At 62.5% G+C, this 14,434-nt stretch carries 19 protein-coding genes; 14 read left to right on the forward strand and 5 right to left on the reverse strand.

What is annotated here, in order from left to right:
* Nucleotides 1–138: 138 nt before the first annotated feature.
* Nucleotides 139–606 carry a YbjN domain-containing protein gene (locus NKH35_RS13930; protein WP_352657863.1) on the reverse strand — a complete coding sequence of 156 codons (468 nt, stop codon included), beginning with the start codon at nucleotides 604–606 and terminating at the stop codon, nucleotides 139–141.
* Nucleotides 607–679: 73 nt separating this feature from the next.
* Nucleotides 680–1,264 (reverse strand): invasion associated locus B family protein, encoded by a 585-nt coding sequence (locus tag NKH35_RS13935; protein WP_023668422.1) that lies wholly within the window; start codon nucleotides 1,262–1,264, stop codon nucleotides 680–682.
* Between the two features lie 405 nt (nucleotides 1,265–1,669).
* Here NKH35_RS13935 and coxB point away from each other — a divergent pair, with 405 nt between their 5' ends.
* The 13 genes from coxB (at nucleotide 1,670) to NKH35_RS14000 (ending at nucleotide 11,562) form a co-directional block, all read left to right on the forward strand.
* Complete coding sequence (coxB, locus tag NKH35_RS13940) at nucleotides 1,670–2,524, forward strand: cytochrome c oxidase subunit II (RefSeq protein ID WP_023685420.1); 855 nt, start codon at nucleotides 1,670–1,672, stop codon at nucleotides 2,522–2,524.
* 38 nt (nucleotides 2,525–2,562) lie between these two features.
* Nucleotides 2,563–4,215 carry a cytochrome c oxidase subunit I gene (gene ctaD, locus NKH35_RS13945; protein WP_352914958.1) on the forward strand — a complete coding sequence of 551 codons (1,653 nt, stop codon included), beginning with the start codon at nucleotides 2,563–2,565 and terminating at the stop codon, nucleotides 4,213–4,215.
* A gap of 71 nt (nucleotides 4,216–4,286) precedes the next feature.
* On the forward strand, nucleotides 4,287–5,231 hold the full coding sequence (locus tag NKH35_RS13950) for a heme o synthase (protein WP_023668419.1): 945 nt from the start codon (nucleotides 4,287–4,289) through the stop codon (nucleotides 5,229–5,231).
* Nucleotides 5,228–5,383 carry a cytochrome c oxidase system small membrane protein gene (locus tag NKH35_RS13955; RefSeq protein WP_023668418.1) on the forward strand — a complete coding sequence of 52 codons (156 nt, stop codon included), beginning with the start codon at nucleotides 5,228–5,230 and terminating at the stop codon, nucleotides 5,381–5,383. Before NKH35_RS13950 ends, NKH35_RS13955 begins: the two co-directional genes overlap by 4 nt.
* Nucleotides 5,384–5,391: 8 nt before the next feature.
* Nucleotides 5,392–6,018 carry a cytochrome c oxidase assembly protein gene (locus NKH35_RS13960; protein WP_023692073.1) on the forward strand — a complete coding sequence of 209 codons (627 nt, stop codon included), beginning with the start codon at nucleotides 5,392–5,394 and terminating at the stop codon, nucleotides 6,016–6,018.
* 1 nt (nucleotide 6,019) lies between these two features.
* A complete protein-coding gene (locus NKH35_RS13965; protein WP_023668416.1) occupies nucleotides 6,020–6,901 on the forward strand; it encodes a cytochrome c oxidase subunit 3 in 882 nt (293 codons plus the stop codon).
* A gap of 76 nt (nucleotides 6,902–6,977) precedes the next feature.
* Complete coding sequence (locus NKH35_RS13970) at nucleotides 6,978–7,118, forward strand: L,D-transpeptidase family protein (protein WP_502906978.1); 141 nt, start codon at nucleotides 6,978–6,980, stop codon at nucleotides 7,116–7,118.
* A 13-nt stretch (nucleotides 7,119–7,131) separates the two neighbouring features.
* Nucleotides 7,132–7,518, forward strand: a complete 387-nt coding sequence (locus NKH35_RS13975; RefSeq protein ID WP_023709870.1) for a DUF983 domain-containing protein — start codon at nucleotides 7,132–7,134, stop codon at nucleotides 7,516–7,518.
* On the forward strand, nucleotides 7,515–8,270 hold the full coding sequence (locus NKH35_RS13980; protein ID WP_352914961.1) for an SURF1 family protein: 756 nt from the start codon (nucleotides 7,515–7,517) through the stop codon (nucleotides 8,268–8,270). The genes NKH35_RS13975 and NKH35_RS13980 overlap by 4 nt, the downstream gene beginning before the upstream one ends.
* A 163-nt stretch (nucleotides 8,271–8,433) precedes the next feature.
* A complete protein-coding gene (gene ispH, locus NKH35_RS13985) occupies nucleotides 8,434–9,444 on the forward strand; it encodes a 4-hydroxy-3-methylbut-2-enyl diphosphate reductase (RefSeq protein WP_023692071.1) in 1,011 nt (336 codons plus the stop codon).
* Nucleotides 9,445–9,451: 7 nt separating this feature from the next.
* Nucleotides 9,452–10,414: a homoserine kinase gene (locus NKH35_RS13990; RefSeq protein WP_027050051.1), complete on the forward strand. Its 963-nt coding sequence runs from the start codon at nucleotides 9,452–9,454 to the stop codon at nucleotides 10,412–10,414.
* A complete protein-coding gene (gene rnhA, locus NKH35_RS13995) occupies nucleotides 10,411–10,947 on the forward strand; it encodes a ribonuclease HI (RefSeq protein ID WP_023706667.1) in 537 nt (178 codons plus the stop codon). Before NKH35_RS13990 ends, rnhA begins: the two co-directional genes overlap by 4 nt.
* Nucleotides 10,948–10,977: 30 nt before the next feature.
* Entirely contained in the window at nucleotides 10,978–11,562 is a 585-nt protein-coding gene (locus NKH35_RS14000) for a histidine phosphatase family protein (RefSeq protein WP_352914963.1), read from the forward strand.
* Between the two features lie 63 nt (nucleotides 11,563–11,625).
* Here NKH35_RS14000 and NKH35_RS14005 read toward each other — a convergent pair whose 3' ends face one another.
* The 3 genes from NKH35_RS14005 to NKH35_RS14015 all read right to left on the reverse strand — a co-directional run bounded on the left by NKH35_RS14005 (nucleotide 11,626) and on the right by NKH35_RS14015 (nucleotide 13,593).
* A complete protein-coding gene (locus NKH35_RS14005; RefSeq protein WP_023731307.1) occupies nucleotides 11,626–12,105 on the reverse strand; it encodes a DUF2938 domain-containing protein in 480 nt (159 codons plus the stop codon).
* Nucleotides 12,106–12,192: 87 nt separating this feature from the next.
* Entirely contained in the window at nucleotides 12,193–12,675 is a 483-nt protein-coding gene (locus tag NKH35_RS14010) for a peroxiredoxin (protein ID WP_023698522.1), read from the reverse strand.
* Nucleotides 12,676–12,786: 111 nt separating this feature from the next.
* Complete coding sequence (locus tag NKH35_RS14015) at nucleotides 12,787–13,593, reverse strand: protein-disulfide reductase DsbD domain-containing protein (RefSeq protein WP_352914966.1); 807 nt, start codon at nucleotides 13,591–13,593, stop codon at nucleotides 12,787–12,789.
* 215 nt (nucleotides 13,594–13,808) lie between these two features.
* Between NKH35_RS14015 and NKH35_RS14020 the strand changes: the two genes are divergently transcribed.
* Nucleotides 13,809–14,417, forward strand: a complete 609-nt coding sequence (locus NKH35_RS14020) for a YqgE/AlgH family protein (RefSeq protein WP_023668405.1) — start codon at nucleotides 13,809–13,811, stop codon at nucleotides 14,415–14,417.
* The last annotated feature ends 17 nt before the right edge of the window (nucleotides 14,418–14,434 follow it).

Here is a 14,434-nt window from a genome sequence, read left to right on the forward strand (position 1 = left end):
GACGATCCGCAGCCGGACAGTGGAGCGCTAATGCATGTCGCCCAGAAGTGTGCCGCGGTTCTGGGATAACGACATGCATCAAACAAAGACCTAAAGCGCGTCGTATGAATCCGTTTCAGCGCGACGCGCTTTAGGGCTCTACTTCTCGTCCACGAACGATTTGATGTCGCTGGTCATGGAATCCCAGTTCGAGAACTGCTCTTCGAGGTAGGAGCGGGTAACCCCGCCCCTGAACATGACATCCATCTTGAAGTTCGACCCGTCACCCGAAAAGGCCTTCACCCAGCGGTATTTCTTGTTCCATTCATTGGCCTGGTCGGCCGTGAAGGGGTCGGTATAGCCCGAGGAGAACTGGATCGACTTGCACTTCTCATGGTTTTCGCAGCCATAGAAGTAGATGACATATTTCATGCCCTGAAGCCGGCCCGAGACCATCGGATCGCCGCCGTCGTCCTTGTCCATCTTTGCCGAGCCATAGCCTTTCGCAAGCTCGAAAATGACGGCCGGATCGGGCGCCGTGATGATTTCGGTATCCTCGGCAAAGGCGACGGAAACGGCGCCGGTCAGGATCAGACCGGTCGACAAAAGCACAGAACAAGCACGCATGATGACCCCCACAGCCAAAGATCAAACCCGTGGGAATTGTGCGTCAGGAAAGACGGTTTCGCAAGCATCAAGCTCAGGGCAGGGCGGCAAAACCGTCGGCGAAGCCCTTGAGGTCGACAGGGATGCCGATGCCTTCTTCCGGCGTCTGGAAGACGATGAAGGTGGCCGACGTCCCGGTCTTCAGCGTATCGAGCAGCGGCTTTTCGAGAATGACCTCGGCATAGCAGCCGTCCTGGAAGCAGCGCACGAAATAGGCGCGGCCGATATCCTTGCCGTCGACATTGAGGCCCAGGCCATTGGGCAGCAAAACGCCGAGCGGCGCCAGCACGCGCAGGATCTCGGCCTTGTTGTCGGCGGTGCGCAGGACGACGACGGACAGTCCCATTTCCGGGCGATCCTCGGCAACGACGTTCTGCATCATCACGCATTGTTCCGAGGTGGCGCCGGCCGGCGTGTCGCAGATGATCGACCACGCGCCATGCGTTGACTTGACCGTGCCGCTGGGCTGCGCTGCATTGGCGACGCCGGTTGCGGACGAGCCGATACCGATCAGGGCGGCGAGAAAAACGACCTTCGCCCCGCTTCTCGAAAGCCAAGCGCTTTTCGAATGCCAGGCGCTCTTCGAATGCCAGGCGTTTCTCGAAAGCCAAGAGGTCATGACGGCTCCATTGCGAATCACGGCACTTTAAGCCGCGCCAAGGCCAAGTAAAGGATAGGGCGACCGCCGGTCAGCCCCGGCAGGCGCAATAATGCGCTTTTCCCTAGCAAATTCGCCCGAATTGCGACCGTCGGGCGCATTCCGGACACAAGCCCGCATAGCCTGTCTGTCGACGACCCGCGCGGGCCACGAGGCCGTCGAAACGGCGCGGCAGCACTTGCGCGCAAAAATGCCGCACGGTTTCGCCCGCTCCTTTCTTGCGGAGGGAAATAGAGTATGGTTTGAACCACCCTTGGGACTGTCCGGGATTCCCATCCCGGCATTGTTCGATATTCTTGCGTCGCGATCGCGAGGAACCGGGAGATGAAGAGGGCGATGAGAAAATTCCCAGCAAGCGCCAAATTGATGGCAACAGCAGGCGCCGCCGCCGCATTTTTCGCCGGTGCCTCCGCCCATGCGGCCCAGCCGCAGCCGTGGGAGATGACTTTTCAGCCGCCGGCGACAGACATGATGCGGCAGATCGAGTGGTTCGGGAACTACACGATGTGGTTCGTCGTCCCGATCACTGCTTTGGTTCTGGCGCTTCTCGCCTGGTGCATCTTCAGGTTCCGCGCCAGCAAAAACCCGGTTCCGTCCAAGACCAGCCACAACACGCTGATCGAGATCATCTGGACAGTCGGGCCGGTCGTCGTCCTGCTGTTCATCGCCATTCCCTCGTTCCAACTGCTGACGGCGCAGTACACGCCGCCGGAAGAGGCCAAGCTGACCGTCAAGGTAACGGGCAATCAGTGGAACTGGGACTATGAGTACCAGACCGAGAACACGCTCTCCTTCAACTCGGCCATCCTGCAGGACGCCGACCGCGCCGCGATCGGCAAGGAAGACCGCAAGGTCTATCCGCGCCTGCTGGCGGTCGACAACGAGCTGGTCGTGCCGGTCAACACCATGACGCGCGTCCTGGTTACCGCAGCCGACGTGATCCATTCCTTTGCCGTTCCGGCCTTCGGCATCAAGATGGACGCGGTTCCCGGCCGCACCAACGAGACGTGGTTCAAGGCGGAAAAGGAAGGCATCTATTACGGCCAATGCTCGCAGCTCTGCGGCAAGGACCATGCCTTCATGCCGATCGCCGTCCGCGTCGTATCCGACGCGCAGTACAAGACCTGGCTGGCAGCAGCCAAGACCGACCTCCCCGGCGCCAACAAGGCGCTGATGGCCGAGGTCGACGGTACCAACAAGGTAGCGGCCGCCGGCAATTGATGCCGCGGGTTAGCAAGAATTAGGGAACGGAGCCGACCATGGCAGAAGCTGCAGCTCACGACGACCACGACCACAAGCCCTATCATGGCTGGGTCCGGTGGGTGTACTCCACCAACCACAAGGACATCGGCACGCTCTACCTGATCTTCGCGATCTTCGCGGGCATCGTCGGCGGCGCGCTTTCGGTCGTCATCCGCATGGAGCTGCAGGAGCCGGGCATCCAGATCTTCACCGGTCTGGCGCAGATGGTCTATGGCATGAACGGCGATGCCGCCATCGACGGCGGCAAGAGCATGTACAACGCCTTCGGAACCGCGCACGCGCTGATCATGATCTTCTTCATGGTCATGCCGGCGCTGATCGGCGGCTTCGCCAACTGGATGGTGCCGATCATGATCGGCGCGCCTGACATGGCCTTCCCGCGCATGAACAACATCTCGTTCTGGCTGCTGCCGCCGGCCTTCCTGCTGCTCATCGCTTCGGCTTTCATGCCGAGCGCGCCCGGCGCCTATGGCGTTGGCGGCGGCTGGACGCTCTATCCGCCGCTGTCGACCTCAGGCCAGCCCGGGCCGGCCATGGATCTGGCGATCCTGTCGATCCACATTGCCGGCGCGTCCTCGATCCTCGGCGCCATCAACTTCATCACCACCATTTTCAACATGCGCGCGCCGGGCATGACGCTGCACAAAATGCCGCTATTTGCCTGGTCGGTTCTGATCACCGCCTTCCTGCTGCTCTTGTCGCTTCCGGTTCTGGCCGGTGGCATCACCATGCTGCTTACCGACCGCAATTTCGGCACCACCTTCTTCGCCCCGGATGGCGGCGGCGATCCGATCCTGTTCCAGCATCTGTTCTGGTTCTTTGGTCACCCCGAAGTGTACATCCTGATCCTGCCGGGCTTCGGCATCATCAGCCACATCGTCTCGACCTTCTCGAAGAAGCCGGTGTTCGGCTATCTCGGCATGGCCTACGCCATGGTCGCGATCGGCGCCGTCGGCTTCATCGTCTGGGCGCACCACATGTACACGACCGGCCTGTCGCTCGACACGCAGCGCTACTTCGTCTTCGCCACCATGGTCATCGCCGTACCGACAGGCGTGAAGATCTTCTCCTGGATCGCGACGATGTGGGGCGGCTCGATCTCGTTCAAGACGCCGATGCTGTGGGCGCTGGGCTTCATCTTCCTGTTCACGGTCGGCGGCGTCACCGGCGTCCAGCTCGCCAACGCCGGCCTCGACCGCTCGCTGCATGACACCTATTTCGTCATTGCCCACTTCCACTATGTGCTGTCGCTGGGTGCGGTCTTCGCCATCTTCGCCGGCTGGTACTACTGGTTCCCCAAGATGACCGGCTACATGTACTCGCCGGTGATCGCCAACACCCACTTCTGGGTCACCTTCATCGGCGTCAATTTGATCTTCTTCCCGCAGCATTTCCTCGGCCTGGCCGGCATGCCGCGCCGCACCATCGACTATCCCGACGCGTTCGCCGGCTGGAACATGGTGTCGTCCTACGGCTCCTATATATCGGCCGTCGGCGTGGTGATCTTCCTCTATGGCGTGTTCGAGGCCTTCCAGAAGAAGCGCGTCGCCGGCGCCAACCCGTGGGGCGAGGGTGCAACGACGCTCGAATGGCAGCTGCCTTCGCCGCCGCCTTTCCACCAGTGGGAACAGCTGCCGAAGATCAAGTAAGGCAGCCCGAATACGAAACCGCCGGCCCGCCGGCGGTTTTCGGCCAACGGAATGATTGGACTTATGTACGCATGGCCCTTGTCGACGACCCAATGATTGACGAAGCGGGCTTTCGCATGTCGGAAGCCACGTCGGGCGATTTCTTCGCCCTGCTGAAGCCGCGCGTCATGTCGCTGGTGGTGTTCACGGCCTTTGTCGGCATGGTCGCTGCGCCCGTGACCATCAACCCGCTGCTGGCGGTGATCGCCATCCTGGCCATTGCCATCGGCGCCGGCGCCTCGGGTGCGCTCAACATGTGGTACGACGCCGACATCGATGCGGTGATGAGCCGGACCGCCGGCCGCCCGGTACCGTCCGGCCGCATCCTGCCCGGCGAAGCCCTGAGCTTCGGCCTTGTGCTTTCGGTGCTGTCGGTGATGACGCTGGGCGTGCTGGTCAACTGGCTGTCGGCGGCGCTGCTTGCCTTCACCATCTTCTTCTACGCCGTCGTCTACACGATGTGGCTGAAGCGCTCGACGCCGCAGAACATCGTCATCGGCGGCGCCGCCGGCGCCATCCCGCCGGTCATCGGCTGGGCCGCGGTGACCGGAACGGTGAGCCTGGAAAGCCTCGTCCTGTTCCTGATCATCTTCCTGTGGACGCCGCCGCACTTCTGGGCGCTGGCGCTGTTCAAGTCCGACGACTACGCCAAGGCCGGCATCCCGATGATGCCGAACGTTGCCGGCCAGGCCTCGACCCGCCGCCAGATCTTTGCCTACGCCCTGATCCTGGCGCCGATCGGCGTGCTGCCCTGGGTGCTCGGTTTCACTACCGCCTTCTATGGCGTCGCATCAGTGGCTCTCGGCGCCGGCTTCGTCTGGTATGCCTGGAAAGTGCTGTGCATGACCGATAGCGACCGCGTCATGAAGCCGGCCAAGGCTCTGTTCGCCTATTCGCTGCTCTACCTCTTCGCCATCTTCGCCATCTATCTTGCCGACTGTGTCGTCGGTCGCGCTTTGGCCATCGGTGGAGCATGACCATGATCGACAAGAAGCTTGAACTGGTCACGCTGACCGAAAGCCAGAAGAAGGCGCGGCGCAACCGTTCGGCGGCGATCGGCGTCGCGCTGGCGATTCTGGTCGTCATCTTCTACGTCGCGACCATCGTGAAATTCGGCCATACCGGATGAGGCCGATGATGACCCGCCAGACCGTGACCGATCCCAGGAAGAAGAACACCAACCGCGTCGTCGCCGCCGTCTGCGTCGCCTTTTTCGGCGGCATGATCGGGATGGCCTACGCCGCGGTGCCGCTCTACAAGATGTTCTGCCAGGCCACCGGCTATGGCGGCACGACGCAGCGCGCCGAAAAGCAATATGCCGGCCGCATCCTCGACCGCGACATCACCGTGCGCTTCGACGCCAACACCAACGGCATTCCCTGGCAGTTCCAGCCGGTCGCCCGCTCGGTCACCATCAAGATCGGCGAGACCACGCAGGCGCATTACAGCGCCACCAACAAGTTCGACCGCGCCGTTACCGGCCGCGCCACCTTCAACGTGCAGCCGGAACTGGCGGGCCCCTACTTCAACAAGGTCGAGTGTTTCTGCTTCACCGACACGACGCTGAAGCCCGGCGAGACGCTGGACATGCCGGTCGTGTTCTATGTGGATCCCGATATCGTCAACGTGCCGGAACTGAAGGACTTGAAGACGATCACCCTGTCCTACACCATGTTCCCGGTCCAAAAGAACAAGCCGGTGGCGTCATCGACGCCGGACAGCAGCAGCAAAGTTTCAGATACCGAAGCAAATCTCGGGGGTTGATATGGCAGACGCGCACGCAAAACCACAACACGACTACCATCTCGTCAACCCGAGCCCGTGGCCCTTCCTGGGGTCGATCGGCGCGCTGGTGACTGCAGTCGGCGGCGTCGCCCTGATGCAGTATCTCAAGAACGGCGATTTCCCGATTTTCGGCCACAACATCGCCAATCCATGGCTGTTCTTCATCGGCCTCGTCATCGTCCTCTACACGATGTTTGCCTGGTGGTCGGACACCATCAAGGAAGCGCATGAGGGCCACCACACGCGCGTCGTGTCGCTGCATCTGCGCTACGGCATGATCATGTTCATCGCTTCGGAAGTGATGTTCTTCGTTGCCTGGTTCTGGGCCTATTTCGATGCCAGCCTGTTTCCGAGCGAAGTGCAGAATTACGCCCGCACCGCTTTCACTGGCGGCGTCTGGCCGCCGAAGGGTCTCGAAGTCCTCGATCCCTTCCATCTGCCGCTCTACAACACCATCATCCTGCTTCTGTCGGGCACCACTGTGACATGGGCGCACCATTCGCTCATCCATGGCGACCGCAAGGGCCTGATCAACGGCCTGGTGCTGACCGTCGGCCTCGGCATGCTGTTCACCATGGTGCAGGCCTACGAGTACATGCACGCTCCGTTCGGCTTCAAGGATTCCATCTACGGCGCCACCTTCTTCATGGCGACCGGCTTCCATGGCTTCCACGTCATCATCGGCACCATCTTCCTGCTGGTCTGCCTGATCCGCGCCTGGAAAGGCGACTTCACGCCCAAGCAGCATTTCGGCTTCGAGGCGGCTGCCTGGTACTGGCACTTCGTCGACGTGGTCTGGCTGTTCCTGTTCGCATCGATCTACGTCTGGGGATCGGTCGGCGCGGTGATCGAAGGCCACTGACGGCTTTCACCGAACCGACAAATCAGAAGGGCGGTCGCGGCAACGCGGTCGCCTTTCGTCTTTTCGGCGCCCATCAATGGCCAACGGATACGGCTGGTCGGGCTGGCTGCTTCAATTGGTCGACTGGACCGATGGCTGCATTGGGGTTACCGACTGCGACATGGACGAAATCTGGACTATGGTGCCGGATGGAACGCTGATCGAAATCGAGCCGTAAAGCATGACTATCCATGAGTGAAGATAGGGCGATCTGGCCACCCATTGAGCCGATCTCGGCCGGCCTGCACGGATGCTGCCCGCGCTGCGGCGAAGGACGGCTGTTTTCCGGCTTCCTCACCGTCGGCAAGCGCTGCAACAATTGCGGCCTCGACTATTCCTACGCCGATGCCGGCGACGGCCCGGCGGTGTTCGTTATCCTGATCATCGGCTTCATCGTCGTGGGGCTGGCGCTGTGGGTGGAGGTGACGCTGAGCCCGCCGCTCTGGCTGCATTTCATCATCTGGATACCGCTGGCCGTGGGACTGTGCCTGACGGCGCTGAGGTTGATCAAGGGGGTGCTGCTGACGCTTCAATACGCCAACAAGGCGGCCGAAGGCCGCCTGGACCAGGGGCAATGAGCGAGGCGCTGACCAAGCCCGCCGGCCGCTCGCGGCCGAAGACGGCATTGCTGCTCGGCCTCGGCCTGGTGGTGTTCGTCATCCTGCTCGGGCTTGGCACATGGCAGGTGCAGCGCCTGTACTGGAAGGAAGCCCTTCTGCAGACCATCGACCAGCGCACCCATTCAGCGCCGCAGCCGCTGGCGGACGTCGAGAAGGAATTCGCCGCAACCGGTGATGTCGACTACACGCCGGTCACCGTCAGCGGGACGTTCCTGCACTCCGGCGAGCGGCATTTCTACGCCACCTGGGACGGCGACGCCGGCTTCAACGTCTACACCCCGCTGGCCCTCGACGATGGCCGCTATATCCTGATCAACCGCGGCTTCGTTCCCTATGATCTCAAGGATGCCGCCAAGCGGCCGCAAGGGCAGGTGACCGGCAAGGTCACGGTCACCGGCCTGGCGCGCAACCCGCTGCCGGGCAAGCCGTCGATGATGCTGCCCGACAATGACGTGGCCAAGAACATCTTCTACTGGAAGGATCGTGATGTCATGGCGGCGAGTGCCGGCCTGCCGGCCGGCGCCGTGCTGGTGCCGATCTTCATCGACGCCGACAAGACGCCGAACCCGGGCGGGCTGCCGGTCGGCGGCGTCACCATCATCGACCTGCCGAACTCTCATCTGCAATATGCCTTCACCTGGTATGGCCTGGCGGCGGCTCTTGCCGCGGTTCTGATCGTCAGGCTGCGCCGTCCGGCAAAGACTGAATGATCCAGAGCATCATCCCGAAAAGTGGGAACCGGTTTTCGGACAAGATCATGCTCCAACAAAGAGTTAGATCAGGCCGACCATTCAACCTGATCTCAACTGCCCTTGACAGGGCAGGGGTGCACACCTCATTTCGCGTCACGATACGATCAACCGATCTGGAATCATGCTGCAGACTGCCACAAAACCACCGCTGACGATCCGGCTCTGCCAGCCGCGCGGCTTTTGCGCCGGTGTCGACCGCGCGATCCAGATCGTCGTGCTGGCGTTGAAGAAATACGGCGCGCCGGTCTATGTCCGCCACGAGATCGTGCACAACCGCTATGTCGTCGAGGGCCTGCAAAGCCTTGGCGCGGTTTTCATCGAGGAACTCTCGGAAATCCCGGCCGAGCACCGCAAGTCGCCGGTTGTCTTCTCGGCCCACGGCGTGCCGAAATCGGTGCCGGCCGACGCCAAGGCACGCGAGCTCTTCTATCTCGACGCCACCTGCCCGCTGGTGTCCAAGGTGCACAAGCAAGCGATGCGCCATCAGCGGCTCGGCCGCCATGTGCTTCTGATCGGCCATGCCGGCCATCCCGAAGTGATCGGCACCATGGGCCAACTGGCTGAAGGCGCCGTCACGCTGATCGAGACCGAAGCCGACGCTGGGACCTTTGCCCCCGCCGACCCGGAAGCGCTCGGCTTCGTAAGCCAGACAACGTTGTCGGTCGAAGACACTGCCGGCATATTGCGGGTGCTGCAGGAGCGCTTCCCGCAACTGCATGCACCGGCCGCCGAATCGATCTGCTACGCCACCACCAACCGCCAGGAAGCGGTCAAGGAAACCGCCGCCGGCGCCGATCTCTATCTGATCGTCGGTGCGCCCAATTCCTCCAATTCGCGCCGTCTTGTCGAAGTGGCGGAGCGCGCCGGCGCCACCATGTCGCTTCTCGTACAGCGCGCCGCCGAAATTCCGTGGAATGACATCACAAATATCTCGACGCTCGGCCTGTCTGCCGGCGCGTCGGCGCCGGAGATCATCGTCGACGAGATCATCGACGCCTTCCGCCAGCGCTTCGAGGTGAACATCGACCTGGCGATCACGGCCACCGAAACGGAGGATTTTCCAGTCATGCGGGTTCTGCGCGATGTAGAACTGACGCGGGCCGACATGGCCTTCGTCAACGGAGCCGCGTGAACAGCCCATGGCGGTCTACACCGACGTCAATGAGGGCGAACTCGGCGCGTTCCTGAGGGCATATCCAGTCGGCGAACTCTTGTCCTACAAGGGTATCGCCGAAGGCACGGAGAATTCGAATTTCCTGCTGCACACCTCAAGCGGCTCTTACATACTGACGCTCTACGAGAAGCGCGTCGACAAGGCCGACCTGCCGTTCTTCCTCGGCCTGATGGGCCATCTCGCCCGCAAAGGCATTTCCTGTCCGCTGCCGGTGACCGCGCATGACGGCACCGTCATCGGCACGCTGGCCGGCCGTCCCGCGGTCATCATCACCTTCCTCGAAGGCCTGTCGCTGCGGCGGCCGACAGCGGCGCATTGCGCGGAGGTCGGCAAGTCCCTCGCCGCACTGCATTTGGCCGGGCAGGATTTTGCGATGACGCGTGACAACGCACTGGCAATCGAGGGCTGGCGCAAATTGTGGAACGCCTCGCGCGACCGCGCCGACGAGGTGGAGCCGGGACTGGCGGCCGAGGTCGACGCTGATTTCGCCGACTTCGGACGCCATTGGCCGCAAGGCCTGCCGACAGGCATCATCCATGCCGATCTGTTTCCCGACAATGTCTTCTTCCTCGGCGAAAGACTGTCCGGCCTCATCGACTTCTATTTCGCCTGCAACGACCTCTACGCCTATGACGTCGCCACCTGCCTCAATGCTTGGTGTTTCGAGAAGGATTTCTCCTTCAACCTGACCAAAGGCACGGCGCTGCTGGCCGGCTATCAGAGCGTGCGGCCTTTGAGCGATGGCGAGAAAGCAGCGCTGCCGATGCTTTCGCGCGGTTCGGCGCTGCGCTTCATGCTGACCCGGCTCTATGACTGGCTGACGGTTCCCGAGGGCGGGCTGGTCATGAAGCGCGATCCGACCGAATATATCCGCCGCATGCGCTTCCACCGCGCGATCAGGTCGCCTTCGGAATACGGACTGACATGACCAAGCAGGTTGAAATCTTCACCGACGGCGCCTGCTCGGGCAATCCCGGTCCCGGCGGCTGGGGCGCCATCCTGCGCTTCAACGGCAAGACCAGGGAATTGTCGGGCGGCGAGGCCGAGACGACCAATAACCGTATGGAGCTGCTGGCCGCCATCTCGGCGCTGAATGCGCTGAAGGAGCCGTGCGCCGTCGAGCTTCACACCGACAGCAAATATGTCATGGACGGTATCTCCAAATGGATCCACGGCTGGAAGAAAAACGGCTGGAAGACCGCTGACAAGAAGCCAGTCAAGAACGGTGAACTGTGGCAGGCGCTGGATGAGGCCAATCGGCGCCACAAGGTGACCTGGAACTGGGTCAAGGGCCATGCCGGCCACTCCGAGAACGAACGCGCCGACGAACTCGCAAGGGAAGGCATGGCGCCGTTCAAGAGGGGCTCAGCCAAACCTGCGGCGCTGAAAGTGGCGCTGAAGCCGGCGGCATCCGAGAAGCAGCCGGCGCCACGGGCACGGCGCTCGACCCAGAGCTATTGAGCTCAAGCTATCGGCAAGGGGATCTCACTCATGCCGATCGTATACTACATCACCCATCCCCAGGTTCAGATCGATGCCAACGTTCCCGTGCCGCACTGGGGGCTGTCCGAGATCGGACGAGCGCGAGCATCAGCCATGCTCGATCAGCCATGGGTCGGATCGATCCGCCGTGTCGTCTCGTCGGCCGAGCGCAAGGCGATCGAAACCGCCGAGATTCTTGGCAAACACCTCGGCCTCGCGGTCGAGGTGAGGGAGCGCATGCATGAGAACGTTCGGTCGGCAACCGGCTTCCTGCCGCCGCCGGAGTTCGAGGTGGTCGCCGACCAGTTCTTCGCCAACCCGCACAAAAGCATCCGCGGCTGGGAACGGGCCATCGACGCCCAGCAACGCATTGTCAGCGAGGTCGAAACGGTGCTGGGTGCTGCCGACGGCGGCGACATTGCCTTCGTCGGCCATGGCGGCGTCGGAACATTGCTGCTGCTCTCGCTCAGCGGCCGCGCAATCAGCCGCGAGGCGGATCAGCGGGCCGGCGGTGGTAATTACTTCGCCTATGATGTCGGCACGCGCCGCGTCGTCCACGGATGGCGGCCGATAGCTAGTCTGGCGCCGCGCTAAAGCGGATGTCAGGAGATCATCGATACCGTTGCCGCGATGAAGCCGCGCGAATAGAACCTGTCCTCAGCGGATCAGCAGGGCCGTGCCGTAGAGGCCGAGCGCGAACACCGTGTGCGAGATCACGTTGAAGGCGCGGATCTGCATCGCGTTGGGGCGCTTTGAGGCGGCCCAACCGGCGCCCATGCCGGGAGCCAGCAGGAACCAGCCGGCGCCGATGGTGACCATGCCGAGGATGAAGGCCGGCAGGAAGGTCGGCGCGTCCAGCCATGCCGTGCCCACCAGCGCCACCAGGATGAAGCCGTAGACGATGCCGGTGACATAGTGGAAAGCCCAGCCCAGCGCCTGCTCATGCGCATAGGATGCGGCTTGGGCGATATCGTCGTGGAAAACCTTGCCTTCCCTAAGGTGCCAGACCCAGCGTCCGGGCGGCCCCCAGTTCGGCCGCGGCTGGCTGAGCGCCAGATGCAGGAACAGCGCCCAAAGATCCATCAGCACCGTGGCGCCGATGCCGATCGCAACGCTGCGCCAGATGATGTCAAACATCGTCGATGTCCCCCAAAGCAGGCAATCCGGCTGGAAGCGCGTCGTCGTCAGGCCATGGCGCTCATGAGCCGACGCGGCCGCCGCGGTTTAGAGCTGGCTCAGAATGTGAGCGGCACCCGATGTGTCGACTCCTGGCTTGGTCTCGACATTGAGCGCCGTGACCTTGCCGTTGTCGACGATCATCGAGAAGCGCTTCGAGCGCAATCCCATGCCGCCGCTGGAATAGTCGGAGTCGAGGCCGATCGACCTGGCGAAGTCGCCATTGCCGTCGGCGAGATAGAGGATCTTGCCTTGACCGCCGGTGAAATTGGCCCAGGCGCCCATGACATGGACATCGTTGACGGACACGACGGCGATGGTGTCGACGCCGCGGGCCAGGATGGCATCGTGGTTCTCGAGATAGCCCGGCAGATGATTGTTGCTGCAGGTCGGCGTGAAGGCGCCTGGAACACCGAACAGCACGACCTTCTTGCCCGCGAAAATCTCGGCCGAGGTGATCACCTTGGCGCCGTCGGCGGTCATTTCCTTGAAGGTCGCATCGGGCAGTTTGTCGCCAACGGCAATCGTCATGATGGTCCTCGTGTGAAAAGCAGGGAAGGTTTCTTGCGATAGCGAAATCGGGCATCTCCCGCAACCGCCGACAAGGCCTGGATCAAGGGAAAGCCCGGATCGGGTTCGGTATCAGGGGAACGGCAGAACGCCCTCGACCGCGCCTTCGGCACTTGTCAGGGTGTAATACAACCCGCCATCGGTCGGTGTCGTCGACGGCCGGTCGAGGATCGGAATGGTAAATACCAGCCGGCCGTCCTTTTCGCTGCGTGCAGGCGCCCCGAACATATAGTCGCGTCCCCCGGCGACGAATAAATCCGCCGCCTCCGGATCTCCGGGAAAAGTCGCCTCGACGATCAGCGTCTCATGGTCGCCCGGCAGCACCTTGATCCCGAAATCGGGCTTGGCAGGCGCGGGCAAGGTGGCGAGTGCAGCCTTCACCAGCGCCGCATCCTCGGCATTGTCGGGATCGGCGCCGGGATCGACGCTCAGCCGCGTCTGCACCGGAATACAGATCGTCTCGCAGATGCCAAGAAAGATGTCGGCATCGATGACGGCCGCATCCCCAGGCGACGACAAAGTGAATGTCACCGGCAGCGAGACCGGATGGTTGTAGCCGGCCCATTTGCCGTAGCCGTCGTCATGGCGCTGCGGCGGCGGGAAGGAAAACGCCGCATCGGTGATGTTGGTGCTGGCCGAAACGTCGATCTGCGGCGGCACGCCGGCGTCGCCCGGATCGCGCCAATAAGTTTTCCAGCCGGGCTTGAGCGCGATGTCGAGCACGCCCTGTATGCGGCCGGCCTCGTCGGCCTTGCCTGTTGTCACCAGCCGCACCCTGCCGCCTTCGCTGTTGTACCAGTCGGAAGACGAGGCGGCGGCGGGAAGGGCTGCTCCGCATCCGATGGCGGCGCCGAGCAGCAGGATTTTCAAGCTTTGCATGGCGTTGATTTGATCGTCAGTTCATGGCCGCGCAATGTTTTCATGGCGCTCTGCGTATCATATTTGCGTGACCTTCGGGCAAGGAACAGTTGGCTTCAAGCAATCGGCCGAGTGAAGTTCGCAGTCAAGATTCCGTTGTTCCAACCGTTGGGCTTTGGCCGAATCGCACGCGGCGCATCTTTTCGGCGTCCCGGAAACGCGTTACGCTCCAGTCCATGGACTTGTTGCGCCACAAAAAGACAGCCGGTGGACGCGGCTTTCTTGACGACCAGTTCCTGATTGCCATGCCCGGCATGAAGGACGATCGCTTCACGCGCTCGGTCATCTACATCTGCGCGCACAGCGATGAAGGCGCCATGGGCCTGATCATCAACCAGACGCAACAGATGCTGTTTCCCGATCTTCTGGTGCAGCTCGGCATCATGAACGAGCAGGAGGCGATCAGGCTGCCGGCGCAGGCTCGCGACTTCGTCGTGCGCAATGGCGGCCCCGTCGACCGTAGCCGCGGCTTCGTCCTGCACTCGGGCGACTACCGGGTGGAATCCTCGCTCACCGTCTCCGACGATATCTGCCTGACCGCGACGGTCGACATATTGCGCGCCATCTCGTCCGGCCGCGGCCCGCGGCGCGCATTGATGGCGCTCGGCTATTCCGGCTGGGGCGCCGGCCAGCTGGAAACCGAGATCGCCGAGAATGGCTGGCTGACCTGTCCGGCCACGCCGGAGCTGCTGTTCGACGCCGACATCGAGCGGAAGTACGACCGCATCCTGGCATCGATCGGGATTGATCTGGCGCATCTGAGCCTGGCCGCGGGGCACGCCTGAGGCCTCGCATTCGCCGA

Source organism: Mesorhizobium sp. M1143, from assembly GCF_040318435.1.
Taxonomy (GTDB): Bacteria; Pseudomonadota; Alphaproteobacteria; order Rhizobiales; family Rhizobiaceae; genus Mesorhizobium.